Below are 25086 nucleotides of genomic sequence, written 5' to 3'. Positions count from 1 at the left end.
GTGAAAATTTTCTTTGTTGAGAAATAAGAAACGAAGATGGGTAAGGGTTATCTAGAAATCTATTATATGAAGGAAATCGTGTGAAAATTAACGAACACTTGTTCTTTTTTAGTTTGTTTGTTACAATGAAAGTTCATTGATAGGTTTTGTGTAATTTCCATGAACTTTTACTGATAACATATTGTAGCTTATTTCTTTTTAAAAATAGGGAGGCTTTTTACATGAAACAAAAATTTTCAGTTGAAGCGTTTTGGAAGAAAGTAAAACATGTTGCAAAGCAAGCAGGGCAGTCGGTCATTTATGCAAGTTTATTACTGTTTTACGTTTTGCAAAGACCCGATGTTCCAAAACGAGTGAAAATTATTGTAATTGGAGCACTTGCTTATTTTATTGCACCGATTGATGCGATTCCAGATTTCATTGCTGGAATTGGCTATACGGATGATTTAGGGGCGTTAACGGCCGCACTAATACAGGTGTCGTTATACGTCAATGAAGATGTGAAAGATAAGGCACGAGTGAAGTTGGCAGAATGGTTTGGTTCGGATATAGACACAACATTTATCGATCAGAAATTAGGTCAATAGGTGAAATCTGTCATGAGGTGACAGGACGAACGTAAGCGAGGAAGTGCATTATGCCATCAGGAAGAACGCATACGAAAATAAACTTAATATCCCTTCCGGTTGTTTTGTTTTTGCTCTTTTCGTATGGATTAACAAATTTTGATTTTTTATTAACTTTTGCAATTGGTTTTTTAGTAGGTACTTCATTTTTAACACCAGATTTAGATACGTACAGTAATGCTTATAACAAATGGGGTTTCTTACGTATATTTTGGTATCCTTATAAGAAAGTAATGCCACATCGATCTTTCTTTACGCATACGATTATACTTGGTGATGTGATTCGTATTGCGTACATGTTAATTGTCTTTTCTCCATTTTTATTACTATTAAATGTAATCGCATTGGATGGTAATTTAATAGAAATTGCGCAGAAACATGAGGTTGAAATTGTAACATTCTTAATGGGAATTGTTGTGGCAAGTACGCTCCACATTATAGCGGATAAAGTGAATACACGCCGAAAGAAAATGATGAGAAAAAAGAAGAAACGCAGAAGATAAAGTGAACGAATTAGGAAAAGGGCCCCTTGCAATTTGCAAGGGGCCCTTTTTAAACAAACATTTGTTTAAAATTAAGCTTTCAGCACTTTAATTCCTTTTACAATGTTCCAGATGAAGTAGTATAAGCTGATGATTCCGCAAATAGCTAAGACAATCATTGATCCAATTCCAAGTGTTACATCTGGTTGATCAGATCCAAGACCCATAATTCCTAAAATAGTTACGCCAATGAATGTAGCGATACTTGGAATGATGTGTGTCCATAGAGCACGTTTTGCATGTGGTTTTGTTTCAGCGTCTCCTACAATCCAAACGATAATAGGGAATAAGATAGGGGCAAATAGTACACTAAAGTATGATAACGCAGCTAATATTTTATTTCCGTTCATATATATCACCTCATAAATAATTTCTGTTGTTATACTATTATTATGCAATAATTTTGGCAAACTTCCTATCGATGAACATTACAAGAACGTGACGATTTTGTAAGATTTTCTGTTAAATAATAAAATTTTCAAAAAAATCTTTTTTAATAGAAATTGTTATGGTACAGTATAAATGAAAGTTGTTGAAAACGTTTTCTTAAACGTTTTTTTATTTTAGACTTAAAGGTATGATGACCTGATAGTCTATTGATGGGGTTATTCTATTCAAAAGGGGATTCTTTAGGGGGAGAGAACAATGAACACATGGACACAAGTTTATGATCCATTCGGAAACATTTGGATTTCGGCAGCGGTAGCACTTATTCCGATTATCTTTTTTTTCTTAGCTTTAGCAGTTTTCCGCATGAAAGGGTATGTGGCAGGATTTATTACAGTTGTACTTACAGTTTTAGTAGCGTTATTCGCTTATAAAATGCCGTTCACGATGGCAATGGCAGCGACCGGATATGGTTTCTTATACGGATTATGGCCAATTGCTTGGATTATCATTATGTCGGTATTTTTATATAAAATTTCTGTGAAAACAGGTCAATTCGATGTGATTCGTGCATCGGTATTATCGATTACGAATGATCATCGTCTACTCGTTATTTTAATTGGATTTTCATTTGGAGCATTTTTAGAAGGAGCGGCAGGATTTGGGGCACCAGTAGCGATTACAGCAGCACTTCTTGCGGGGCTTGGGTTAAATCCTTTATACGCAGCAGGTCTTTGTTTGATTGCAAATACTGCACCAGTGGCGTTCGGAGCGATGGGAATTCCGATTACAGTTGCTGGACAAGTAACAGGTATTGATCCACATAAAATTGGACAAATGGCTGGGCATCAATTACCGTTCCTATCATTATTTGTGCCATTCTTTATCGTATTTTTAATGGATGGATTTAAGGGGATACGACAAACGTGGCCTGCGTTATTTGTAGCGGGTAGTTCATTTGCGATTACGCAGTTCATTACAGCGACATTTTTAGGACCAGAACTTCCGGATATTACATCGGCACTTGTAAGTTTAATTAGTTTAGCGCTGTTCTTAAAAGTTTGGCAGCCGAAAGAAATTTATCAATCTGGGCAAGCAAATAGTGAAGTAGCAGCAACAACGACAGCGGCATCGATGCCGAAATTAACGTTTGGAAAAGTAGTGAAGGCATGGTCCCCATTTATCGTATTAACGGTTATGGTAGTCATTTGGAGCCAAAGTTTCTTTAAGGCATTATTCACTCCAGGAGGGGCTTTAGCAAGTCTTGTATTTAAGTTTGAAATTCCAGGTCTGCATAATCTAGTAATGAAAGCAGAGCCAATTGTAAATAAACCAACGCCTTACGAGGCAATTCTGAAGTTTGATGTATTATCGGCAACTGGAACAGCGATTTTAATTGCTTGTATCATTTCCATGTTTATTTTGAAAATGAATGTAAAAGATGCAGTAGTGACATTTAAAGAAACGTTAAGCGAATTAAAAATGCCAATTCTATCTATCGGATTCGTACTAGGATTTGCATTTATCGCAAACTATTCTGGTCTATCTTCCACGTTAGCGTTAGCATTAGCCGGAACTGGCGGCCTATTCCCGTTCTTCTCACCATTCTTAGGCTGGATTGGCGTATTCCTAACAGGGTCTGATACGTCTGCGAATGCACTGTTCTCAAATTTACAAGCCATTACAGCGCAGCAAGTCGGCGTATCTGAAGTGCTTCTCGTTGCAGCAAATACAACAGGCGGTGTAACAGGTAAAATGATTTCCCCGCAGTCGATTGCGATCGCTTGTGCAGCGGTTGGTCTTGCTGGAAAAGAATCGGATTTGTTCCGTTTTACAGTGAAGCATAGTTTGTTCTTCGTAATTATTGTTGGTATTATGACTTATGTTCAGGCTTATTATTTAACGTGGATGATTCCATAAACAACAAAAGAAATAAACTTTTAATTTTCCAAATTATGGTGTATGATAGAAAAGTATTGAAAATTAAATCAGTGATAAACTAGGGGTGCCTAACGTATGCGTAGGCTGAGAGAGAAGCGCGTGAACTTCTTAACCCTTTGGACCTAATCTGGCTCGTACCAGCGTAGGGAAGTTAACGGCTTTACATAATGATGTCTTTATGAGCCAGGTCCTTATTTTTTTATGGACCTGGCTCTTTTTATGGAAGATGCGCAAATTGGGAATACCGACAGTAGTGGATAGGGTTGTTCAACAAGCAATCAGTCAAGTGCTTGGTTCAATATTTGAAAAACAATTTAGCGAATCTAGTTACGGCTTTAGACAAGGGCTCTTTTATGTTTGTATTTCGGAACTTCATCATATTTCTTTAAATAATAAGCACGGTAAGTAGCTTCAGGAAATTGTACAGAGTTGGCAGCTTCAACCATGTAATAACGAAGATACTGGTTTCCCGTTCGTGTCATGGGTGTTCGTTCCGATTCAAAGTTTCCAGATTGCGATTTTTTCTAGTAAAGACCGGTGTATTTGGCCAATTGTGCTTCGTTCTCAAAGCGTTCAATTTGTCCAACTTCCGCAATGATTCCCGCGGCGTATACGACTCCAATGCCTGGAACACTTGTTAAATATCTCGCTTCTGGAATGGCTTAGAATAAAGCAGTAATGCTTTTTTCTATCTCTTTGATTTGTTTTTTCAATGTTTGAATCAATCGTGCATAAGTGGCTAATACAACGTCCACAGAGTCTTGAACGACCTTACCTAGTCGGTAGGAGTCACGTATGGCTTTCTTGATGGTTTTCGCTAAATCTTCCGGGTCGCTAAAGCGTCCTTTCCCCTTTTTCTGAAGAAGAGTAGCGAGTGCTTCTAGATCCATTTCTGCGATTTCATCCAACGAAAGGGAATCTGAGAGTATTTCCATCATCGTCGCACCAAAAACAGAGGTATTTAACTCTTTCGATAACGTATTACATTTGTAGTAAAGGTTCTTCAGAAAGTGTTGCTTACATTCTGTTTGCTGGTGAACGAGTTGATATCTAGATCGTGTTAAACGTTGAAGGGCAACGTATTTTTCCTCCTTGATAAGAAACTTATTATACCGTCCGATTCGTAAAAAATCGGCAATACGGAAAGTATCTATTTTATCGGTCTTATCTTCTTCAAAGAGTTTTTTATACCGATGGATGGCTTTTGGATTTTGTACGACCACTTCCACGTCTAAAGCCCTCAAATCCTTATCTTCCGTTAGGAACATGGAAGGACGGAAACTATAGACGGAAGTAGATTCCATACCAATGACAATTTTTTTATAGTTGTACAACTGATGAAAATGGAGAACATCCTCCTTAATGGCGTTGGCACCATTCACATCGTTTGAAAGACAAATTTCTTTCAAAACAGTGTCATGACTGTCAAGAAAACATACATCAAGTTTTTCAGAGCTTACATCAATAGCTACGAATAATCTCAAAGAAAGGACCTCCTTTCTTTGAATAGTATTTGGAATGAGCTTGGATACTGTGGGATCTCCCTAGAGTCAAAAACATAGCCACAACCTCGCGTATGAGTATTCAATGATTGCCTTCATCTAAGCTGCCCCTCCCACCATTATGAGAGGTAAGTGAAGGAAACCGATACAGCTTGTGCGTATGCAGTGCATTTTGGTCTGGGTCACAGTCTTTTAACGTGGTCGAACTACAGGAGGAGTAAGCATATTCCCGATGGATCCATTTCCATACTTCCATTATCTAGGGAAATCCCCCAGTATCCAAGACTAAATTTTACCCATACATCATTTTTTTGATGTAGCTCTTGAAGATAAAAACTATTTAATTTTCAAGGAACAGTTATTAACTTAAAACTTATTATACGAGGAGGGTGTATCATGAAAAAAATATGCTTTGTATTAATTGTCGACGCTGGTATAAATTATGGTTCAATATTTTCTCTACCATTTTTAAGGAATCAGGATGATTTGAAGGGATATTTTTCTAAGTATTATGATGTTTCAATTAATTATATTAGGGATAAAAACTCAGTTGACTATTTGGTAGTTCCCAAACCGTGTCCAGCTTTTGATAATGAAAATAATCTTCCAATAATTGAAGTACCAGCAATCTTATTTATGGAAAAGAATTTTGAAAAAATAAAGACTTATATAGACAATTATTTTTCTAATAACTCATAAAGAAAATAAAAGTACAGTAAAAAGAAGTCCGATAAAAAACGGGTGGTGTAGAATATTTCTATTAATCATTCGTTTTTTATTATATTTACATATATTTTTTAAAAGAGGATTATAGACGTTCTGAAAAAAAATAATTATAACAAGAACAGTGTTCGTGCTAATATCTACGGTTATTTTTTGTACTAAGTACCCCTTTAACTAACAAGACAACAAAAAAAATTAACATATTAAGGGAATTACATTACAATAAATGTAAGAGATTTTTCTTTGAGTTTTAGCTCTGAATAATAAAGATAGTTAAATCACTAAATGGAGGAGCAGGTCAATTTTGTTCCTTGTATAGTAAATTGTTACCTATCTCTATTGCAGGTTGTATGGCAGGTAACAGTAGCAGTTGTAGCGAAATACAGCAGAGACAAAGGCTCTTTGGCAAACGGGACTGATGAATGTATTTGGCAAGTAAAAAATGGTTCTTCCCGGAGTTAATTGAAAAGTTTCATTCTCTCCAAAAGTAGAATCTTTGTCCGCAATGTGGAGAATTTGCATCGACCATACATGATTCTTTTAATAAGCTTTAACTTGTTTATGCTCCCTTCGGTAAGACCATTATTATTCTCATAAGTTACCGCATTTCTGACAGCTTCAATATCCCGGGCTAATCCATTCGTAAAGCTCTTAAACTCTTGTATATTAGTATTCTTAATTTTCTTAATACAATGGTTAAGATTCTCAACACTCTTTGTGGTGAAGATGTTTTTAAACTCCCATGTTAAATCATAAACTATTTTTACAATAGGGTGTTCTTCGTAATTATTGTTGGTATTATAACGTATGTTCAAGCATATTATTTAACGTGGATGATTCCATAAAGAGAAAAAGAAATAACCTTTGCATTTTTCAGATTATCGTGTATGATGGGAAAGTATTGAAAATTAAATCAGTGATAAACTAGGGGTGCCTAATGTATGCGTAGGCTGAGAGAGAAGCGCGTGATCTTCTTAACCCTTTGGACCTGATCTGGCTCGTACCAGCGTAGGGAAGTTAACGGCTTTACATAATGATGTCTTTATGAGCCAGGTCCTTATTTTTTTATGGACCTGGCTCTTTTTATTTTGGCATGCGCTGGCCATATCTCGTCCTTGTCACGAACAGGGGAGGCAACAAAGGTTATGAAACAGTCTGTTTCAGCTGAGCAAATTGAATTGAAATCGAGTTTACCAGGGAGTAAGAAAGTATATGTGGATGGACCACGCGCAGGCATGAAAGTGCCGATGCGTGAGATTGAACAAAGCGAAACGAACGGCATCCCAAATCCTCCAGTCCGTGTGTATGATACGAGCGGTCCTTATACGGATCCGGAGTATAAAGTGGAGCTGGAAAAGGGAATTCCAACGCCGCGTCATTCTTGGATCATGGAGCGCGGGGATGTAGAGGCATATGAAGGGCGCGAGGTGAAACCAGAGGATGATGGTGTGAAAGTGGCTTCGAAACATACACCTGTTTTCCCGCAAATGGATCGCCAGCCGCTTAGAGCGAAGCAAGGTGCAAATGTTACGCAAATGCATTATGCGCGTAATGGCATTATTACGTCTGAGATGGAATACGTTGCAATTCGTGAAGGAGTAGAGCCGGAGTTTGTTCGTAAGGAAATCGCAGAAGGCCGCGCTATTTTACCAGCGAATATTAATCATCCAGAAGCAGAACCGATGATTATCGGGCGTAATTTCCACGTGAAGGTAAATGCAAATATCGGAAACTCTGCTGTATCTTCTTCTATTGCAGAAGAAGTAGAGAAGATGACGTGGGCAACGCGCTGGGGTGCAGATACAATTATGGATTTATCTACAGGTAAAAACATTCATACGACGCGTGAGTGGATTATTCGTAATGCGCCTGTACCAGTTGGAACTGTGCCGATTTATCAAGCGCTTGAAAAGGTAAATGGAATTGCAGAAGATTTAACATGGGAAGTGTACCGTGATACGTTAATTGAGCAAGCGGAGCAAGGCGTTGATTACTTTACGATTCACGCTGGTGTATTGCTTCGTTACATTCCAATTACTGCAAAGCGTACGACAGGTATCGTTTCGCGTGGTGGTTCGATTATGGCGCAGTGGTGTTTATTCCATCATAAAGAAAACTTCCTATATACTCATTTTGAAGAGATTTGTGAAATTATGAAGCAGTACGATGTTTCGTTCTCTCTTGGAGATGGATTACGTCCAGGATCGATTGCAGATGCAAATGACGAAGCACAGTTTTCTGAGCTTGAAACACTTGGTGAATTAACCAAAATTGCTTGGAAACATGATGTGCAAGTTATGATCGAAGGACCTGGACACGTACCGATGCACTTAATTAAAGAGAATATGGAGAAAGAGCTTGATATTTGTCAGGGTGCGCCGTTTTATACACTTGGGCCGCTAACGACAGATATTGCACCCGGTTATGACCATATTACATCGGCAATTGGAGCTGCGATGATCGGTTGGTTTGGAACGGCGATGCTTTGTTATGTAACGCCGAAAGAACATTTAGGTTTGCCAAACAAAGATGATGTACGCACGGGTGTTATTACGTACAAAATTGCAGCGCATGCGGCTGATCTTGCGAAAGGACATAAAACGGCTCATCAGCGTGATGATGCACTTTCAAAAGCACGTTTCGAATTCCGTTGGCGCGATCAATTTAATTTATCTTTAGATCCTGAACGTGCGATGGAATATCACGATGAAACGTTGCCTGCAGAAGGGGCAAAGACAGCTCACTTCTGTTCAATGTGTGGACCGAAGTTTTGTAGTATGAGAATTTCACATGATATTCGTGAATATGCAAAAGAAAATGATTTAGAAACGACAGAAGCAATTGAAAAAGGAATGAAAGAGAAAGCAGAAGAATTTAAAGAAGCTGGTAGTCATTTATATCAATAACACGTTACACCTCTTTACTTGATTGATCACACTGTAGTACCTAACTTTATTATAGAAGAATCCCCATTTGCTAAGACGGTAGCAAATGGGGATTCTGTTGTTTATAAGGCAAAGAAGAGATGTACCCAGTAGAATAAGAGGAATAGTGTGACGACTGTTGTGAGCGGGATAACGATAAGGGATACACTTAAATAGTCTTTCCATTTTACTTTAATTTTGTTTTGTTTCAGAATATACATCCAAATGAGTGAAGCTAGTGTACCAATTGGTAGTAATAGTGAACCGATGTCACTACCAATGATGTTTGCAAGATAGATTGTTTTTAATGTGACTGGATCTAGTCCCATTTCTGTTAATGTGATTGTACCAATCATAAGGGCAGGATGGTTATTGAAGACGTTAGAGAGGATGGATACAAGTCCGCCCATTGCAAAGCTAGCATAGAGTAGATGCTGATTCACAATTGGCTCGAGCCATTGTACAAGTGCAGCTGTTAATCCTGCGTTGTGGAGTCCGTAAATAATGACGTACATAGAGAAGGCGAAAATTAAAATGTGCCACGGTGTCTTTTTCAAAATGTCGACAGGGTTTGTTCGTAAGTAGTACCATCTCCAAATGAGAAGAACGAGTGAACCAAGTACTGCAACGATTTCAATTGGGATGGATAAGAAGGATGCAACGAATAGAAGACAGCGCATCAGGAAGACGAAACCTAATACTTTTAACATGAATCTTGTCCGTTTTTGTTTCGTATCAACAGAATTATTTCCTTTTAGTGGATGGAAGTTTTTCGTGAAGAAAATTTCTTCAATATCATATGAAGAAACAGGTAATTTTTTCGGAAGTTTTTTCTTCAAAACTGTATACATGAGCCATGACATAAATAATAAGCCTAATGTTGCAGGTACAAACATCATAGCAGTATGCATATAAAGAGTCATATTAACGATATTTAATGCAATTAAGTTTACGATATTACTTACACCAATTGGTGCACTAGATGCGGTAGCGATTAAAGCTCCGCTTAATAAATAAGGAATTTGTTGATGTGGTTTTAATTGAAGGTTTTTTAGAAGAAGAATTAAAATGGGAGTTGTAATTAAAATACTACCGTCGTTATTAAATAAAAGAGTCATAAGAAAACATAATAATTGAATATACCAGTATAGACGGCGTCCAGAACCTTTCGCTAGATTTGCCAGTTTCGCTGCGGACCAATGGAAGAAGCCGAAGCTTTCTAATATAACTGCCATGACGATGGTCGCTAATATTGTTATGGAAGCACCGCCAATTTTACTTATAATATCCATGACGTCTGGTTTTGATACAAGTCCAGTAATTATGATGATACCAGCTCCGATTGCTGCTGGCCACGCCTCATTCAAACCTCGAGGCCGCCAAAAGATAACGATCATCGTTAAGAAGAATACAATAATAGTAATCCATATTTCAATGCTCATATTTTGCCTACCTTTCTATTTTCCCTTGAACAGATGTAGCTTGTCTCAAGTTTATATTGGTAGTATATTCAGCAAAAAATAAGAAGAACTAGACGTATAACGAGATGAAGCGAATATGTGTTTTTCAAGCTAAAGGACAAGTGTCACGAATAGTGAAATAACTATTATGAGAGGAGTCTATAAATTATTGGGGCAGTAAAATAGTAAATGAAATTTATATGGGCAATTATGGAGATATATTGACGCAACTTAAAATATATCAGCGATTATTGAAATATATCGGCGCAACTTAAAATATATCAGCGATTATGGAGATATATTGGCGCAACTTAAAATATATCAGCGATTTTTAAAATATATCGACTTATCGACAAAACATGACAAAAGGAGTCTATTCCAAAATGCCTTTTGGGACAGACTCCAAGACTATATTATTTTTCTTTCAAAAAAGTACGATCCTTCAAGAATAAATTCCAGAAGAAAATAAATCCTGGTAATAAAATTGCAATCCCAATTGCGTATAGAATGAGCAGTGCATAGAACGTTTCTGTCGTTGTGAAGCTTGTAAATACAGTTACGTCAGGATAAATAATATACGGTAAATGCGCGACACCGTAAGCGTAGCTTGCAAATGCATATTGAGCGACGACAGCTAAAACGGCAATGCGAGGGTATCCTAGTGTATTGTATTTTTTGTTTGTCCACCAAAGGGACGAGTATCCGATAACGAATAAAACAATAGAAACTGTAAACCACGGGAATTGCTTTATTAATCCTTGCATAAGCCAATGTGTTTCTGGGTCCATTACAACGAGGGCGATGATTGCTGTAACGAGCGTTGCAGGACCAAGAATGATAGCATTTCTTCTATAAATTCTATACGTATCTTCTGAACTTTGTTCTCTCGCAAAATCAGCAAGAAAGAGAGAGGAGAGAAATAGTTCAGACGTTAGTCCGAAAAGCATATAACAGTAGATAACCGGGCTAGAAAGAAGTTTTCCATACAGGAGTACTTCTTTTCCTTCAGACATTGTAATATAGGCTCCCTCTGTAACGGGTAAAACGGTAATTAATAGTGCTGGAATTAAAAGACCAGTAATACCTGAAATAACCCGAAGAAGGTACTGATATTTTGGCAAGGAGTAAGCAAATACCATAAACGTACTACGTACTGCAACGAGCACTAAAATTAACATAACTGGTACGAACATTACTGTCGCAAGAGTAAAGGCCGCTTTCGGAAAGAAGCCGAGAAATGCGACAACGACGAAGACGAGAAACGTATTTGTTACCTCCCAAGTTGGTGATAAGTACCGATTCGCAAGTTTAGCAGCGAGCGTCGGATGTTTTGCGTATACCATGCCCCAAAAACCAGCTCCAAAATCAATGGACCCTAGTATACTGTATACGAAAATAAGGGCCCATAAGATGATGATTGCAATACTTTCCTCATGCATGAGAATCGCCTCCTTGGTGTTGTAAATCATTCTTTAATGGATGTCTTCTAAAGAATGTCCGTAGAACAATGACTGTTAAAATAGCGAGTCCAATATATAAAATGATGAACAAAACAAATAAAGGACCGACGAAATCGGCGCGTGTAGATGCATCGACGGTACGTTGCATACCATAAATTGTCCATGGTTGACGACCGCTACAACTGAAAATCCATCCGAATTCAATACCGAGCATCATAATTGGTCCGCATGCGGCAGCCCCCCAAAGTAGCCACTTCGGTAGTTCTGTTCCCTTTTTTCGGTAAACGAAGTACCAATATAAGAGCGCAATTGCTGCAACTGCAAAGGTAAACGCAGCGGTGCCGACCATTAAGTTGAATAGTGTATGTGTATAAAATGGTGGCCATGTTTCTTGGGGAAATTCCTTTAGACCTTTTACGACAGTGCTAGGGTCTAGTCCCACTAATAAGCTAAGCATGTTGGGAATTTCAAGTGCATAGTTTAGTTCAAGTGTATTGGGATCCACAACGCCGCCAATGGATAGCGGTGCGTGTGATGTCGTTTCAAATAAAGCTTCAGCAGATGCAAGTTTTTCAGGTGAGTGTTTATGTAAGGCGATCGCTGATTCATGTCCTGAAAGCCACATCGTAGCGCCTGTAATAAATGTAACGACAAGCCCTAATAGCAGCCCTTTTTTATGATAAGCAATTTCACGTGTACTTAAATTTTTCTTCAATAATTTAAATCCAGCGATAGAAGCAATGACAGCCGCACCAGTTGCATAAGCCGTAATAACGACATGGAATGCACTTGTACCAAAACTCGGATTAAAGAAAGCTTTCCAAGGATCAACATTAAAAACAGATCCATCTGGATTCATTGAAAAGCCTGCTGGTGTATTCATCCATGTATTTGCTGATGTAATAAGCACGGCGGATGCCGTGGCACCAAGCATGACGAAAAATAGCGATATTAATCTCATAAATGGAGGAAGTTTATCGGCTGCATATACGTAAATTGACATGAATAAAGCCTCCAAAAAGAAGGCGAAAATCTCAATTTGGAAGGGAACAGAAATAACTTGCCCAACAATTTTGGCGAAACCAGGCCAAAGAAGTGAGATTTGCACACCAACGATTGTTCCAGTTGGAATTGCTACACCGAGAAGAATAGCAAACGCCTTTGTCCATCTTTTCGCCATAATGGCATAGTCGGAGTCTTTCTTCCAGTGATAGAGTATTTCGCTTATAAAAATCATCAATGAAAGTCCGACCCCAAGTGTTGCAAAGATAATGTGGAATGCTAATGAAGAACCGAAAAATGCTCTTGCTAATGTTACCGTATCCATATGTAAACTCCTCTTCTTTTTTGCCATTATTTTCTGATTGAATTGGAAGATTTATTCAAAAAAACTACCAAAAATATATATGTATTTAAAAAGTGAATATGATAATATAATGTTGTAATATTTTGAATAGAAAGAAATAAATAGTTGGTCATGTTTTGTTTGTTTTTTGCTCAGGAATCTTTTATAATCTTTTATGCGAACGTAAGTTCTGTTTTTGGAATGAAGAAGTTTATGTGAAATGGAGAGGGTGTTTTATGTATCCTGAAGTCATTAAAAAGATGGCATTTTCAAAAGAGCATAGAGATTTATTATTGAAGCTATATAATAAAGAAATTACACGTCGTGAATATGATCGACTTGTACAATCGCTATATAAACCTTCTAAAGAGGTTTGCGAGGGATAGAAATGGGGGGAGACAATCTAATAGATTGTCTTTTTTAAATTTATGTATGTTCTGATAAAATTAAGGTTAGCCTTACTAGGGAGGTGAAAAGATTGCGGAAACGTTTATATATAGGGATTGGAGTTATCTTCTTAATCGCTTTAGGTGGAATTGTATTTTGGTCAGCTTTACAAGGAAACCGTACAGAAAATTTTATTTTAAGACATATGGTGAATGACAATGGAACACTTGCCACGTATCGTTTAGTAGATACTAAGGCAGGTACGGGTGAAGCTAAGGGACGTGAAGCTTTATCAGAATCGGCGGGATTATGGTTACAGTATACACTTGATAAAGATGATCAGGCGTTATTTGATGAGCAAGTAAAGGTTATTCAAGATAATTTCATATATAAGAATCATATCGTTTTATGGAAACTCTCTGAAAAGGGAGAGAGACAGTCAGCTACAAATGCACTTATAGATGATCTTCGTATTATAGAACAATTATATCGTGCTTATGAAATGTATAAGGAAGAGCGTTATAAAAACCTTGCCGATCAATTAAGTGATGCTGTACTTCGTTATAATAAAAAAGATAATTATTATGTTGATTATTATGATGCAGATGCAGGGAAACAAAATAATTTTGTAACAACATCATACATAAATCCGCGTGCATTCTCCTATATGAAGAAGTACGGCAAAGTTTCTGCTCAGCAATATCAGGAAGTCGTTCAATTTTTAGCAGATTATCCAAGGCATGGCTGGGCATTCCCAAAAGAGTATAAAGAAGATGGTACATTTACGTACGATAAAGAAGTGAATCTTATTGACCAATCATACGTTGCATATCATCGAAGTTTAGGTGGTCTTTCATCAGCTGCTTATTTGGAATTTATAAAAAAGAAGTTCCAGGAGGATGGAAAGCTATACGGTCGTTACAATTTAGAAACGGGAAAACAAACTGTGAATTATGAATCGCCGGCCGCGTATGGACTAACGATTTTGTACGTACTACAAACAGGTGATACAAAGTTTGCGAAGGAATTGTATGATCATATGGCCACATTCCGAAATGACAACGTATTTAGTAGATATTACGGTGGATATGTAACAGGTGAAAATAATAATACGCATATTTTTGATAACGTACTACCACTTTTAGCTGAAATGGAATTAAAAAAGAGTGAACAATAAAAGGTGCCACCATATGAGGGTGGCACCTTTTATTTGTTCATATAATTTTACGTCCTAATATTAGAGAAGTAGTCAATCACGAATTCACGGAATTGCTGAGCTGTTTTTGATAAGTAGCGTTTTTTTGACCAACTTAATCCGATGGTTCGCTGACAAGTGGGTTCAATAATACGCAACTTGCTCGATGCTAAAGTAGAGTTTTTTAATAAAGTTAAACTTGGAACAAAAGCGATGCCGAGACCTTGCTTAATGAGGTCGCTAATCACGGTCGGTTCATCGACTTCAAAAGCAATATGTGGAGTGAAACCAGCTTCTTTACAAAATTCATCCGTTAAGTGCCGAAATCCATAGCCAGTGTTCATACTAATAAACGGTTCGTCCTTTACTTCATGCAGGTGGATATTTTCTCGGCCTGATAAACGATGGCCTGAAGGGACGACTAAGAAAATTTCTTCTGTAATAAGTGGTTCCCAAACAATTTCTTCCCCTTCAATTGGCACAGAGGAGATACAAAAGTCAATTTCTATATTATCTAGTTGTCGTTTCATAGAAGGAGTGGATGCAAGAAATTGTTGGAACCGAACGTTAGGATGTTCTAGTAAAAAAGAGCCAAGTAGTTCTGGTAATATTCTCGGAATAGAAACGGCTAGTGTAATAGAGCTTTGTTGTAATTCGGCTAAATCTTTAATTTCTCGTTCCCCTTCGCTTAATTCATGAAAAATACGTTCTACTCGTTTTAAAAATACTTTTCCGAAAGAATTTAAAGTAATCTGTCGGCCTTGGCGATCAAATAAAGGGACGCCTAAATCCTTTTCGAGTCTAGCTATTGTTTTGCTGAGTGAAGGTTGTGCGATATGCAATTCTTCAGCTGCCTTTGTCATATGTTCTAGTCGTGCCACTGTCTGAAAGTATTTTAACTGGAGCAGTTCCATTTCGAGTCTCCTTTCTATAGACCAAAAGGAATGAATTAATAATTAAAGATGTATTATACAGTATGGAAAGTGACGTGTATAGTAAATCTGTTAAACCATTCTAATGGTGTTAAATTCGGAGAAGGAGTATGTTTCATGAAGGGAATTCAACTTGTATTTAAAGATTGGAAAGCGATGTGGCACCATAAACATGGACGTATCGCTTTAATTTTTTTATTAATCGTTCCGTTAATTTATTCAGGATTCTTTTTAGCTGGATATTGGGATCCGTACGGAAAATTAGATAAATTACCTGTTGCGGTTGTGAATTTAGATAAAGGTGCTGCGATGGATGAGAAAATAATTCATGCAGGAGACGATTTTGTAAAAAATTTAAAGGAGAATAAAGAACTGGCTTTTCATTTTGTATCAGAAAAAAATGCTGATGAAGGGCTAAAAGAAGATAAGTACTATATGGTTGTTACGATTCCAGAAAATTTCTCTAAAAAGGTAAGTACACTTATGGATGAGAAACCAGAGCCGGCAACGTTGCAGTACAAAGTAAATCCAGGTAAAAACTTTGTAGCGGCTCAAATTGGAACGACAGCTGTTGAAAATATGAAAACAAAAATCTCAAATAGTATTACGAAATCTTATACAGAAGGTGTCTTTTCAAAGTTTCAAGATTTGGCACAAGGATTGAGTGATGCAAGTAATGGTGCTGAGAAGTTACATGAAGGAACGACCGATGCAAAAAATGGAGCGAATCAGCTTGCGGATGGTATTGATCGTTTAAGTAATGGGACATCGAAATTGAAAGAAGGAAGTGAAAAGCTTGCATCTAGTCAATCTGCTTTAACCGGAGGAGCAAATGAGCTGAGTCAAGGAGCGACATCACTTCATAGTGGTATGGAGTTATTAGCACAAGGTGAAAAAACGTTACAATCAGGAGTTAGTGAATTAAGTGCCGGTACAAATGAATGGGTGAGCGGAAGTGAGAAGCTTGCTGAGGGCCAAGTAAAAGCGGATGGTGCAGCTAATAGTATAAAACAACAATTAGAAGAGTACGTGAAAAATCATCCAGAAGTGCAGCAAGATCCCGCTTTTCAAAAAATTGTTGCTACATCTAACGGACTAGCTAAAGCAACAAGTACTTTAAATAATAGCCAACAACAATTGACACAAGGTGCGAAGAAGCTTACTGACGGTCAACATAAGATTGAAGAAGGCATAAATACATTCGGAGTTAAGTTAAATGAAGCTACTGCTGGAACGAAAAAGATAGCAGATGGTGCATCGAATTTGGCTGATGGATTTACGAAGTGGGGAAATGGATTTACATCATTACAAGAAGGTGTAAATCAACTTGCGAGTGGCGGAACAGAGCTGAATCATGGTGCTGATCAGTTAACGAACGGACTTGTTAAACTTGATGATGGTGCGAAAGAACTTTCTAGGAAATTAGGAGAGGGCGCAGAGAAGATAGCGGATATTCGTAATGATGATGCACGCAATACGATGTTCTCAGAGCCAGTTCAGTTAGTGAAGTCAACAGTTTCTGACGTTCCTAACTACGGTTCAGGCATTGCACCATATTTCTTATCGCTTGCATTTTATGTTGGCGGAATTATGGCATCGAATATTTTACCGCTTGGCCGCAGACAAAATATGAAGGTAAGCGGAACGGTACATTTTATTAATAAACTAGGATTGGTATATTTAATTGGACTTATTCAAGCGCTACTCGTAGATGTAGTTGTGCTAGGTGTTATGAAATTAGAAGTCGCAAGTGTGCCACTTTTTGTTTTATCAAGTATTGTTATTTCCTTTACGTTCATGACATTTATTCTTATGCTAGTAACAGTATTTGGTCTTGTTGGAAAGTTCTTAGCGGTAACCCTTCTTGTCCTGCAATTGGCGACGAGCGGAGGTACTTTCCCAGGAGAATTAAATATAGTTGTTCTTAGTAAAATTGGACAGTTTCTCCCAATGTCTCATTCTCTTAGAGGATTACAAGATGTTATCTCTTTAGGAGATTGGTCGCAATTACAAATGCAAATTTTAATATTGTTATGTTATCTCGTTGTTGCCGGTGGAATTGCTTGGATTACGAGTTATATACAGCATAGAGAAACGAATGTAGAACAAGTTTCTTAAGATGAAATAAGCTATCCGATTTTTTCGGATAGCTTATTTTTTATTTACGTTCCATTACTGCAAAGTAATTATTTTCATTATCAGCAAAGTTGAATGCTCTACCAGTAGGTAAATCTACAACCTGTCCAACTGTGACATTTTTCTCAGAAAGATCTTTATATAGACGGTCTAAGTCATTTGAGAAGAACATAAGTGAAGGTGTATTTAGGTTTAGTTCAGGTTGCATCTTCGCGATTAACGCTTTATCGTGAAGGACGATGCTTGTTCCTGCTTCTTTCGCCGGTGCAATTTCAATCCAGCGGAAGCCATTTCCGTTATTTTCTTCCGCAATGATTTGGAACCCTACTTTTTCTGTCCAAAATTGTACTGTTTCGTCTTGGTTATTTACATATAGCATAATTTGTCCAACTTGATTAATCATAGGTGTCTCTCGCTTTCTTTTTATATGCGTATTATTATATCAAATATATGGCTTGAATAGTTTTTTATGATTTTTTCGGAATACAACCTTCGTCCATTTCATCTTTGTTGTAGGAGAAGGTCCTGTAATCCAAGTATGAAATGGTATTGTGCTACAAATGACCATTGTTGAAATAGAGATAATGGCCGTTAACACAAATAGTAATAGGGTATATAATATAGTATTTTCTTGCAGCGTGAATAAGGAAAGAAGTTTTGTGCATAGTTGCAAGAAGAATAAATGAGCTAAATAAGCACCATACGTGTAATTTCCAATGAAACGTAACGTTTTATATAAGAAACCACGACGCTGTACTATCATAATAGATAACACATACAGTATGATAATTTCGCATACGATATATAAAAACATAGATGGCTTTAAATAGGTAGAAACAGTTAAATGAATAGAGTTTGCTCCGTAAAAACTAAACAACTCATAATTGATGAATAAAAATAAGATGAAAAATAATATTGTTATAAGCGGGATATGTTTCATGACGAATAGCCGCCAAGTTTTTAGTGCTACAGCGGCAATGCCACCCATAACGAAATAGAATGAGTAGAATAGAAATGATCGATCTGTATAATGTAAAATTGTTGAACTTGTTAATTTTTCTCCATTAAAAATATAGTGGGAAGAGAACCACATTAATAGAAAATATAGGCAAGCGAAAAAGGTCATATATTTATATATGTCTTTTTTATTTTCTGTTCGTTTTTGAAACCAATAAAAAAGTGTGCATAGTAAAGGGAACAATAAGTGAATTTGGAACATCATAATAACGTACCAAAGATGGGGCGCGGCTGTTCCGAGTAATAAACTTTTTATTCCACTTTGTAATGTAATAAGATCGTTTGTTGTTAATAAGTAAAGAATAGACCAAAAGAAATAAGGAATGAGTAAGTGTGTCGCTTTTTCAGAAATATATTCTTTATATACTAATTGCTTCGTATAGTGACGAATTAAGTGAAATCCAACGATAAATATGAATGCTGGTGCTGAGAATTTTGCAAGATTAAATAGCATACCCATAATGAGGGATTGCTCAAGTAAGACATTTCCTTGATTCATTGTATATAATAACGAACTTTGCAAAACGACAGCGAGAAATGCAATGCTTTGCAAAACTTTAAATTCAGGTGCGCTTTGTGTCATCGTTTCCATCTCCTTTTCCATACATGATTATAGTACGGAGAATGGATCAAGGATGTGGAATATTTGTGAAGATTGTAACAAATTTGTGGCGAGAGGAGATATCAACTTATCAACAAATAAAGAAAGAGGATGCTCTAAACGAGCATCCTCTTTCTATCTATTAAGCAAATTTGTTTTTGATCCAATTCTTACCTTCTACAAGGCGAGCTGTCATTACAGCACAAGCATTATCTGCTGTTACGTTTAACATCGTTGCAGGTGGATCAATGATTGTACTAATTGCTGCGATAATTGGCAGTGCTTCTGGCGGGAAACCGTATAGAGATACGATTAACATTTCACCGATCATACCGCCGCCTGGAATAGCACCCATTACTGTTCCTACTAATAGAGAAACAACAAGTGCGATTGCTAATGTTTTCGGTCCTTCGAATTCCATGTTGAAAATACCGAATAAGAAAGCAATTTTTAATACGCCACCTAAAACAGAGCCGTCTTTATGAAGTGTAGAACCAAGAAGGACAACTGTTTCACGAACGTCTGAAGAAATACCCATTTTCTTCGTTGCTTCTAAGTTCGCTGGAATACTTGCGGCACTACTACAAGTTGCAAGTGATGTAACTGTAGGAGAGACCATGTTCTTCCAAAATACTTGTACACCTTGTTTGCGACCTGCAAGGTATGCATAGAATGTGAAGAATACAAAGAAATAAATTAGAGAAGCTGGATAGTATACCATTGCTGCTCGGAAGTAAGTTCCAAGAAGTTGTGGTCCGAATTCACCAACTAATGCTGCGAAGTAAGCAGCAAGTCCGATTGGAGCGTAGTACATAATGAAAGATACAACCTTCATTGAAATCTCTGCACCAGCTTGTAGGAATGTAGCGAATGGTTTTCCTTTTTCGCCAACTGCTGAAGTTGCAATCCCCATTAAGATAGAGAAGAAAATAAGAGCTAACATATTTTCACGAGATAGTAACTTCGAGAAGTCAGATACTGTTAAAATACCGACGATTTGATCTGCAACACTAACAGCTTTGCCGGCTTTGTCAGGTTGTGTTAGTTCTAGTACAACACCTTGTGCTGGCGGGAATACTTTCACGACAATAATCATAAAAATAGCAGCTAAAATACTTGTAAATAAGAAAGTCCCAGCCATACTAGACATAATTTTACCGAAACGTTTTAATCCATCCATATTAGCAATAGACGATGCGATGCTAAAGAACACTAGAGGTACAACAATCGTAAACATTAAGTTTAAGAAAATGTCACCAAGCGGCTTTAAAGCAACTGCATCGGCACCCATGAAATAACCAATGAAACCACCAATTAGGATAGAAGATAATAAAATAAGTGGAAAGCGATATGCCTTCATAAATATATCCTCCTATCAATTAAAAAAAGTCATACTGAATCATTATAGCGAGTTAGAGTTCTCTTTACTAGGAGAATACGGATAGATGGAATAGCGCGAAAACCAAGAAATTTTTGTTTTTAAGCTCGGCATACAGCAGGAAATCTAGACATATATATTTGTAACCTAGTGGTGGCAAGGAGTGCACCATAATTTAGGTAGAGAAAAAAGGGGAGGGAAGCGGGATGAATATTTTACTTTGCTGTGCAGCGGGAATGTCTTCCAGTTTGATTGTTACAAAGATGGAGAAAGCAGCAGAGACAAGAGGGATAGAAGTAACAATCTGGGCAGTATCAGGTTCTGAAGTGAATAGTCATATTGATAAAGCTGATGTCCTTTTACTTGGACCGCAAGTACGTTATTTATTACCGAAAATGAAAGAATTATGTAAGGATAAAGGGATACCTGTTGATGTCATTCAATCTGTTCATTACGGACTTTGTAATGGAGAAGCTATCTTGCAAGCAGCTTTGTCAATGAAACCATGAGGAGAGTGGGATAGATGATACGGTTTTTAGAGAAGTATGTGATGCCGGTAGCAGGGAAGGTTGCAGAGCAGAGGCATTTACAAGCAATTCGAGATGGAATTATTTTAACGATGCCATTCTTAATTATTGGATCGTTTTTCCTCATTATTAGTGCACTGCCGATACCCGGATATAACGAGTTTATGGCAGGTTTGTTTGGTGAGAATTGGCAGAGAGCTTTAGGGTATCCAGTTAGTGCAACTTTTAATATAATGGCTTTAATAGCTGTTTTTGGAATCGCTTACAGGCTTGGAGAGTATTATAAAGTGGATGCTTTAGCATCCGGGGCATTGTCGCTTGTGACGTTTTTACTTGCGACTCCATTTCAAGTTGCATATATTATACCAAGTACAAAAGAAAGTGTACTTGTAGAAGGCGCTATCCCAGCTGCATTAATGGGAAGCCAAGGGTTATTTGTAGCAATGATTATTGCACTTATATCTACTGAACTGTATCGATTTATTGTACAAAAAAAGATAATTATAAAGATGCCAGAGACAGTTCCACCAGCTGTCACGCGTTCATTTGCAGCACTTGTTCCAGGATTTATTGTTGTAACAGTTATTTGGATTTTACGCTTAATTATAGAAAATACTTCTTTTGGCAGTATCCATAATATTGTAGGACAAATTTTACAGGAACCACTTAGTGTACTTGGTGCTAGTCTTTGGGGCGCAATAATAGCAGTTATTCTCGTTCATGTTCTTTGGTCGTGTGGAATTCATGGTGCTACTATTGTTGGTGGTGTAATGAGCCCCGTTTGGTTGTCGTTAATGGATCAAAACCGAGTTGCTTTTCAAGCTGGGCAAGATGTACCAAATACGATTACGGCACAGTTTTTTGACTTATGGATTTATATGGGCGGTTCTGGTGCAACGCTTGCTCTAGTTGTCGGAATGTTACTATTTGCACGAAGTCAACAATTAAAAAGTTTAGGGAGATTGTCAATTGCACCTGGTATATTTAATATTAATGAGATGGTAACTTTTGGTATGCCGATTGTAATGAACCCACTTTTACTAATTCCATTCATATTAGTTCCAGTTGTGTTAACAATTGTTTCTTACTTTGCAATGGAATGGGGATGGGTCGCACGTCCGAGTGGGGCCGCTGTACCTTGGACGACACCTATTCTTTTTAGTGGATATTTAGGATCGGGCGGGAAAATTTCAGGTGTTATTTTGCAACTTGTTAACTTTGCGCTAGCATTCTTCATTTATTTACCGTTCTTAAAAATATGGGATAAACAAAAACTGGCGGAAGAAAAGGGGGAGTAAAGAACTAAAATGGATACGATAGAGACGAAAGCTTTTCATTTAATCTTGCATGGGGGAAACGCGAGAAGTTGTTCAATGGAAGCAATTGATTGTGCGAAGCGTGGGGAGTTTACAGAAGCTGAAGCTAAATTACAAGAAGCACTAGAGGAATTAAAAGAGGCGCACCGTGTACAAACGGAGCTTATCCAGAAAGAAGCTGGTGGCGAAAAGACCGAAGTTACTCTTTTAATGGTACACGCGCAAGATCATTTAATGAATGCAATTACGGTGAAAGAATTAGCGAGTGAGTTTGTAGAGTTATATAGGAAGATGTCGGTGGATGAATGAACCTTGCTTATGCAAGGTTTTTTTATCTTGAATTAACGGGCAGTAAAACACCCACTAATTAAAATTTCATTTTATGTATGTGCCTGTACCATCAGCGAAATGTTCATCCCGCTGATGGTATTTTACAATCCTCCTTTTTTCGGATGAGTAAGAGTTATAATTAATCGGCAGTAACAATTTCTCCTATACCACGAATTAATCTTTTTATATGCATCCGCTCCGGTTTTAATATATTTACGATATAATCAATCGATATTTGTGGTTCAACGGTTGTACCGCAAGTATAACAGTCAATAGCTGCAAAATTTTGTTCCGGGTAAGTGTGAATGGAAAGATGGCTTTCTGATAATAACACTAATACAGTAACACCATATGGCTGGAACTCTTTTTTACTTACGTTTAAAACATGGGCACCAGAGTAATCTGCAGCTGTAACTAGATGATATTCTAAAAATTGCATATCATCTAATAGGGAAAAGTCCACTCCCCACAAATCTACTATTATATGCTTGCCAAAAGTAGAATATTCCATAGGGTAGCACTCCTTATTATAATATTGTCAAAACTTCATTTCCTGTTTGTAGCATTGATGTAAGATAAGATTTGATTCTGAATTTAAAAGAGCGAGGTTACGTTGTTCTAAATGTTCTTCTTTAAATTGAAATAAAGGAAAAAGAAGAGCAGGCAATGTTCGAGGAGTTGGTACTACATATAATTGTTCAATTTGATCGAGTACATGTGCAGAATTAGTAGCAAGATGAAATCCCCAGTCAGTTCCGAAAGAAGGAACGATTGTATGATAACTCTTCACAGTTAATCCAGCGTGTTCAATTGTATTACCGATACTCCAATATACTAGAGGTGCATCAGCAGGTGAATTAGATTGACAGACGAAAGCACCATCTTCTGTTAAGAATGTAGCTATACGAGCAAATAGTTCGCTTGTATATAAAGTACTTAATAATTCTGTCGCTGGGTCTGGAAAATCAATAATGATTACATCGTATAAAGATGAAGGTGAATTTAGAAATTCTTTTGCATCGCATACGTGCACGTTCACACGATTATCAAAAAAAGCATTTTTGTTTAAAGATACTATTTCTGGAACATTACGTGCCATATTAATCATTGCCTCGTCTAAATCAACAAGGTCTACATGTAGCACAGTTTCATATTTCAAAACTTCTCGTAAGGCAAGGCCATCGCCACCACCTAATATGAGAACACGTTTTGGATCAATTACTTTTGCCATAATCGGATGTACAAGTGCTTCATGATAAATTTGCTCATCAACGGAACTGAATTGTAGTTGCTTGTCCAAGTATAAGCGAACATCGTTTACTTGGACTAAATTAATATTTTGATAATTACTCTTTTCTTCAAATAGGCTCGTATGTTCACCAGCTTGTATTTCCTTTAGAGAAATTTCATCCCACACATCTAAGCTGTGTGAATCTGTAGGTACTATAGTTACATTTTCCGATTGTACTTGCTTATCTTGCTTATTCTGCTCATCCTGTTTGTCTTGTATATCATGCTTGTCCTGCTGTTCTAGTTCAAATTTGTCAGAGTCTAATTCAGAACGCTTGTCTTTTTTATAGCTTGTTATTCTATAAATCTTTATTTTGCTTTTTTTTCTATGTTTTGGCATAGGAATCCCCTTTCGAATTGTGTTATTTTATTCTATTTTATTTTATGTAATCTAGTAGAGTTTGCTTGGACAATAGAATAGATAGAAGACTGAGCCCAAGAAAATGTTGTTTTTTACTAGATTCCTACGATAAAAAAGTTTTTTTAGTGTTTTTTCATATTAAACACAACTAGACAACTAAACACTAATCTATTTTCATACAGTTATGTGTTAAAAGCGTGTTGTTTTATAACACACTGTGTGTTTTTTGGACGACACACTAATTGAAAGCGTTAACACACAAAGAAAATAGTCGAAAAAGTGCTGATTTTAGTGGTTTTAAAAAGTTGGCACGCTAATTGCATTAATAAATAGCGTAAAGAAAAATAAATAAAACATAAATTTTTTATACTACACAAGGGGGATTTTCAAATGAATATTTTATTATGTTGCTCAGCAGGGATGTCTACAAGTTTACTAGTTACAAAAATGGAAGCGGCTGCAAAAGCTCGCGGTTTAGAAGGCAAGATTTGGGCTGTATCTGGGGATGCAGTAAAAACGAATATCGATCAAGCAGATGTATTATTACTAGGACCACAAGTTCGTTACATGCTTTCTTCAATGAAAACGCTTGCTGATGAGAGAAACGTTGGAATCGACGTTATCAATCCAATGCACTACGGCATGATGAATGGAGAAGCAGTTTTAGATCACGCATTAACACTTAAAAAATAATTAGGGGGGAAGC

The 25086-nt window shown here is 37.1% G+C and carries 25 protein-coding genes, 2 pseudogenes and 2 riboswitches; of the genes and pseudogenes, 14 read left to right on the top strand and 13 right to left on the bottom strand.

Annotation, left to right across the window (positions count from 1 at the left end; all coding sequences use genetic code 11):
• Positions 1–221: 221 nt before the first annotated feature.
• On the top strand, positions 222–587 hold the full coding sequence (locus GBN91_RS15180) for a YkvA family protein (protein WP_000810369.1): 366 nt from the start codon (positions 222–224) through the stop codon (positions 585–587).
• A 50-nt stretch (positions 588–637) separates the two neighbouring features.
• The gene (locus GBN91_RS15175; protein ID WP_001139061.1) at positions 638–1129 is read left to right on the top strand and encodes a metal-binding protein; all 492 of its coding nucleotides are present in this window, start codon (positions 638–640) and stop codon (positions 1127–1129) included.
• Between the two features lie 71 nt (positions 1130–1200).
• Here GBN91_RS15175 and GBN91_RS15170 read toward each other — a convergent pair whose 3' ends face one another.
• Positions 1201–1518, bottom strand: a complete 318-nt coding sequence (locus tag GBN91_RS15170) for a magnetosome magnetite crystal formation protein family (protein ID WP_001014099.1) — start codon at positions 1516–1518, stop codon at positions 1201–1203.
• 295 nt (positions 1519–1813) lie between these two features.
• Here GBN91_RS15170 and lldP point away from each other — a divergent pair, with 295 nt between their 5' ends.
• Together lldP and GBN91_RS29700 are read left to right on the top strand one after the other, a co-directional pair.
• On the top strand, positions 1814–3475 hold the full coding sequence (lldP, locus tag GBN91_RS15165; protein WP_152121680.1) for an L-lactate permease: 1662 nt from the start codon (positions 1814–1816) through the stop codon (positions 3473–3475).
• 71 nt (positions 3476–3546) lie between these two features.
• A riboswitch (TPP riboswitch) is annotated at positions 3547–3662 on the top strand.
• 87 nt (positions 3663–3749) lie between these two features.
• Positions 3750–3905: a hypothetical protein gene (locus GBN91_RS29700; RefSeq protein WP_457550088.1), complete on the top strand. Its 156-nt coding sequence runs from the start codon at positions 3750–3752 to the stop codon at positions 3903–3905.
• On the opposite strand, the pseudogene GBN91_RS29695 reads toward GBN91_RS29700, so the two are convergent.
• Both GBN91_RS29695 and GBN91_RS15155 read right to left on the bottom strand, forming a co-directional pair.
• Positions 3832–4092 (bottom strand): annotated as a pseudogene (locus tag GBN91_RS29695) (transposase). The gene GBN91_RS29700 and the pseudogene GBN91_RS29695 sit on opposite strands and share 74 nt — an antisense overlap.
• Before the next feature lie 66 nt (positions 4093–4158).
• A complete protein-coding gene (locus GBN91_RS15155) occupies positions 4159–4980 on the bottom strand; it encodes an IS110 family transposase (protein WP_414826872.1) in 822 nt (273 codons plus the stop codon).
• A 414-nt stretch (positions 4981–5394) separates the two neighbouring features.
• Between GBN91_RS15155 and GBN91_RS15150 the strand changes: the two genes are divergently transcribed.
• Entirely contained in the window at positions 5395–5697 is a 303-nt protein-coding gene (locus tag GBN91_RS15150; protein ID WP_000717619.1) for a hypothetical protein, read from the top strand.
• Positions 5698–6179: 482 nt separating this feature from the next.
• Here the strand turns inward: GBN91_RS15150 and GBN91_RS29690 are convergent, their stop codons facing one another.
• A complete protein-coding gene (locus GBN91_RS29690) occupies positions 6180–6449 on the bottom strand; it encodes a transposase (protein ID WP_371410331.1) in 270 nt (89 codons plus the stop codon).
• A gap of 45 nt (positions 6450–6494) precedes the next feature.
• On the opposite strand from GBN91_RS29690, the pseudogene GBN91_RS29685 reads away from it, so the two are divergent.
• Together GBN91_RS29685 and thiC are read left to right on the top strand one after the other, a co-directional pair.
• Positions 6495–6566 (top strand): annotated as a pseudogene (locus GBN91_RS29685) (L-lactate permease); the annotation flags it as partial.
• Between the two features lie 71 nt (positions 6567–6637).
• A riboswitch (TPP riboswitch) is annotated at positions 6638–6753 on the top strand.
• 113 nt (positions 6754–6866) lie between these two features.
• Positions 6867–8627 (top strand): phosphomethylpyrimidine synthase ThiC, encoded by a 1761-nt coding sequence (gene thiC, locus GBN91_RS15140; RefSeq protein WP_152121676.1) that lies wholly within the window; start codon positions 6867–6869, stop codon positions 8625–8627.
• Positions 8628–8728: 101 nt separating this feature from the next.
• Here the strand turns inward: thiC and GBN91_RS15135 are convergent, their stop codons facing one another.
• The 3 genes from GBN91_RS15135 to cydA form a co-directional block, all read right to left on the bottom strand.
• Positions 8729–10087, bottom strand: coding sequence for an arsenic transporter (locus tag GBN91_RS15135; RefSeq protein WP_000021123.1), 1359 nt, complete (start codon positions 10085–10087; stop codon positions 8729–8731).
• Positions 10088–10518: 431 nt separating this feature from the next.
• Complete coding sequence (locus tag GBN91_RS15130) at positions 10519–11544, bottom strand: cytochrome d ubiquinol oxidase subunit II (protein ID WP_000544187.1); 1026 nt, start codon at positions 11542–11544, stop codon at positions 10519–10521.
• On the bottom strand, positions 11537–12892 hold the full coding sequence (cydA, locus tag GBN91_RS15125; RefSeq protein ID WP_000381978.1) for a cytochrome ubiquinol oxidase subunit I: 1356 nt from the start codon (positions 12890–12892) through the stop codon (positions 11537–11539). Before cydA ends, GBN91_RS15130 begins: the two co-directional genes overlap by 8 nt.
• A gap of 254 nt (positions 12893–13146) precedes the next feature.
• On the opposite strand from cydA, the gene GBN91_RS28890 reads away from it, so the two are divergent.
• Positions 13147–13296 (top strand): hypothetical protein, encoded by a 150-nt coding sequence (locus GBN91_RS28890; RefSeq protein ID WP_000283179.1) that lies wholly within the window; start codon positions 13147–13149, stop codon positions 13294–13296.
• 92 nt (positions 13297–13388) lie between these two features.
• A complete protein-coding gene (locus tag GBN91_RS15120) occupies positions 13389–14474 on the top strand; it encodes a hypothetical protein (RefSeq protein ID WP_001231662.1) in 1086 nt (361 codons plus the stop codon).
• 47 nt (positions 14475–14521) lie between these two features.
• Here GBN91_RS15120 and GBN91_RS15115 read toward each other — a convergent pair whose 3' ends face one another.
• A complete protein-coding gene (locus GBN91_RS15115) occupies positions 14522–15406 on the bottom strand; it encodes a LysR family transcriptional regulator (protein ID WP_000421926.1) in 885 nt (294 codons plus the stop codon).
• 135 nt (positions 15407–15541) lie between these two features.
• On the opposite strand from GBN91_RS15115, the gene GBN91_RS15110 reads away from it, so the two are divergent.
• On the top strand, positions 15542–17542 hold the full coding sequence (locus GBN91_RS15110; protein ID WP_152121674.1) for a YhgE/Pip domain-containing protein: 2001 nt from the start codon (positions 15542–15544) through the stop codon (positions 17540–17542).
• 40 nt (positions 17543–17582) lie between these two features.
• On the opposite strand, the gene GBN91_RS15105 is transcribed toward GBN91_RS15110, so the two are convergent.
• The 3 genes from GBN91_RS15105 to GBN91_RS15095 form a co-directional block, all read right to left on the bottom strand.
• Positions 17583–17963 (bottom strand): VOC family protein, encoded by a 381-nt coding sequence (locus GBN91_RS15105; protein ID WP_000610162.1) that lies wholly within the window; start codon positions 17961–17963, stop codon positions 17583–17585.
• Positions 17964–18002: 39 nt separating this feature from the next.
• Complete coding sequence (locus GBN91_RS15100; RefSeq protein ID WP_000194344.1) at positions 18003–19160, bottom strand: acyltransferase; 1158 nt, start codon at positions 19158–19160, stop codon at positions 18003–18005.
• 160 nt (positions 19161–19320) lie between these two features.
• Positions 19321–20538, bottom strand: a complete 1218-nt coding sequence (locus tag GBN91_RS15095; RefSeq protein ID WP_000649376.1) for a dicarboxylate/amino acid:cation symporter — start codon at positions 20536–20538, stop codon at positions 19321–19323.
• Between the two features lie 224 nt (positions 20539–20762).
• Between GBN91_RS15095 and GBN91_RS15090 the strand changes: the two genes are divergently transcribed.
• The 3 genes from GBN91_RS15090 to GBN91_RS15080 are packed head-to-tail and all read left to right on the top strand — an operon-like array spanning position 20763 to position 22708.
• Positions 20763–21065: a PTS sugar transporter subunit IIB gene (locus GBN91_RS15090; protein WP_001023557.1), complete on the top strand. Its 303-nt coding sequence runs from the start codon at positions 20763–20765 to the stop codon at positions 21063–21065.
• A 14-nt stretch (positions 21066–21079) separates the two neighbouring features.
• A complete protein-coding gene (gene celB, locus GBN91_RS15085) occupies positions 21080–22381 on the top strand; it encodes a PTS cellobiose transporter subunit IIC (RefSeq protein ID WP_000617789.1) in 1302 nt (433 codons plus the stop codon).
• A 9-nt stretch (positions 22382–22390) separates the two neighbouring features.
• Positions 22391–22708: a PTS sugar transporter subunit IIA gene (locus GBN91_RS15080; protein ID WP_000379645.1), complete on the top strand. Its 318-nt coding sequence runs from the start codon at positions 22391–22393 to the stop codon at positions 22706–22708.
• A 160-nt stretch (positions 22709–22868) separates the two neighbouring features.
• Here the strand turns inward: GBN91_RS15080 and speD are convergent, their stop codons facing one another.
• Both speD and GBN91_RS15070 read right to left on the bottom strand, forming a co-directional pair.
• Complete coding sequence (gene speD / locus GBN91_RS15075) at positions 22869–23240, bottom strand: adenosylmethionine decarboxylase (RefSeq protein ID WP_000456823.1); 372 nt, start codon at positions 23238–23240, stop codon at positions 22869–22871.
• 27 nt (positions 23241–23267) lie between these two features.
• Positions 23268–24359 (bottom strand): polyamine aminopropyltransferase, encoded by a 1092-nt coding sequence (locus GBN91_RS15070; RefSeq protein ID WP_044306535.1) that lies wholly within the window; start codon positions 24357–24359, stop codon positions 23268–23270.
• A gap of 411 nt (positions 24360–24770) precedes the next feature.
• On the opposite strand from GBN91_RS15070, the gene GBN91_RS15065 reads away from it, so the two are divergent.
• Complete coding sequence (locus GBN91_RS15065) at positions 24771–25073, top strand: PTS sugar transporter subunit IIB (RefSeq protein ID WP_001023569.1); 303 nt, start codon at positions 24771–24773, stop codon at positions 25071–25073.
• Positions 25074–25086: the final 13 nt, after the last annotated feature.

Origin of the sequence: Bacillus sp. B1-WWTP-T-0.5-Post-4 (assembly GCF_009183795.1) — a bacterium.
Lineage (GTDB): Bacteria > Bacillota > Bacilli > Bacillales > Bacillaceae_G > Bacillus_A > Bacillus_A cereus.
This window is presented reverse-complemented; position numbering and strand designations above follow the sequence as displayed.

What these genes read in the sequence shown, in the direction of transcription:
- GBN91_RS15110 (WP_152121674.1), top strand. Translation starts at nt 15,542, where the DNA reads ATGAAGGGAATTCAACTTGTATTTAAAGATTGGAAAGCGATGTGGCAC.
- GBN91_RS15150 (WP_000717619.1), top strand. Translation starts at nt 5,395, where the DNA reads ATGAAAAAAATATGCTTTGTATTAATTGTCGACGCTGGTATAAATTAT.
- GBN91_RS15115 (WP_000421926.1), bottom strand. Translation starts at nt 15,406, where the DNA reads ATGGAACTGCTCCAGTTAAAATACTTTCAGACAGTGGCACGACTAGAA.
- celB (WP_000617789.1), top strand. Translation starts at nt 21,080, where the DNA reads ATGATACGGTTTTTAGAGAAGTATGTGATGCCGGTAGCAGGGAAGGTT.
- GBN91_RS15070 (WP_044306535.1), bottom strand. Translation starts at nt 24,359, where the DNA reads ATGCCAAAACATAGAAAAAAAAGCAAAATAAAGATTTATAGAATAACA.
- GBN91_RS15180 (WP_000810369.1), top strand. Translation starts at nt 222, where the DNA reads ATGAAACAAAAATTTTCAGTTGAAGCGTTTTGGAAGAAAGTAAAACAT.
- speD (WP_000456823.1), bottom strand. Translation starts at nt 23,240, where the DNA reads ATGGAATATTCTACTTTTGGCAAGCATATAATAGTAGATTTGTGGGGA.
- GBN91_RS15175 (WP_001139061.1), top strand. Translation starts at nt 638, where the DNA reads ATGCCATCAGGAAGAACGCATACGAAAATAAACTTAATATCCCTTCCG.
- GBN91_RS15135 (WP_000021123.1), bottom strand. Translation starts at nt 10,087, where the DNA reads ATGAGCATTGAAATATGGATTACTATTATTGTATTCTTCTTAACGATG.
- GBN91_RS15100 (WP_000194344.1), bottom strand. Translation starts at nt 19,160, where the DNA reads ATGACACAAAGCGCACCTGAATTTAAAGTTTTGCAAAGCATTGCATTT.
- GBN91_RS15080 (WP_000379645.1), top strand. Translation starts at nt 22,391, where the DNA reads ATGGATACGATAGAGACGAAAGCTTTTCATTTAATCTTGCATGGGGGA.
- cydA (WP_000381978.1), bottom strand. Translation starts at nt 12,892, where the DNA reads ATGGATACGGTAACATTAGCAAGAGCATTTTTCGGTTCTTCATTAGCA.
- GBN91_RS15095 (WP_000649376.1), bottom strand. Translation starts at nt 20,538, where the DNA reads ATGAAGGCATATCGCTTTCCACTTATTTTATTATCTTCTATCCTAATT.
- GBN91_RS15065 (WP_001023569.1), top strand. Translation starts at nt 24,771, where the DNA reads ATGAATATTTTATTATGTTGCTCAGCAGGGATGTCTACAAGTTTACTA.
- GBN91_RS15130 (WP_000544187.1), bottom strand. Translation starts at nt 11,544, where the DNA reads ATGCATGAGGAAAGTATTGCAATCATCATCTTATGGGCCCTTATTTTC.
- GBN91_RS15090 (WP_001023557.1), top strand. Translation starts at nt 20,763, where the DNA reads ATGAATATTTTACTTTGCTGTGCAGCGGGAATGTCTTCCAGTTTGATT.
- thiC (WP_152121676.1), top strand. Translation starts at nt 6,867, where the DNA reads ATGAAACAGTCTGTTTCAGCTGAGCAAATTGAATTGAAATCGAGTTTA.
- GBN91_RS15105 (WP_000610162.1), bottom strand. Translation starts at nt 17,963, where the DNA reads ATGATTAATCAAGTTGGACAAATTATGCTATATGTAAATAACCAAGAC.
- lldP (WP_152121680.1), top strand. Translation starts at nt 1,814, where the DNA reads ATGAACACATGGACACAAGTTTATGATCCATTCGGAAACATTTGGATT.
- GBN91_RS15170 (WP_001014099.1), bottom strand. Translation starts at nt 1,518, where the DNA reads ATGAACGGAAATAAAATATTAGCTGCGTTATCATACTTTAGTGTACTA.
- GBN91_RS28890 (WP_000283179.1), top strand. Translation starts at nt 13,147, where the DNA reads ATGTATCCTGAAGTCATTAAAAAGATGGCATTTTCAAAAGAGCATAGA.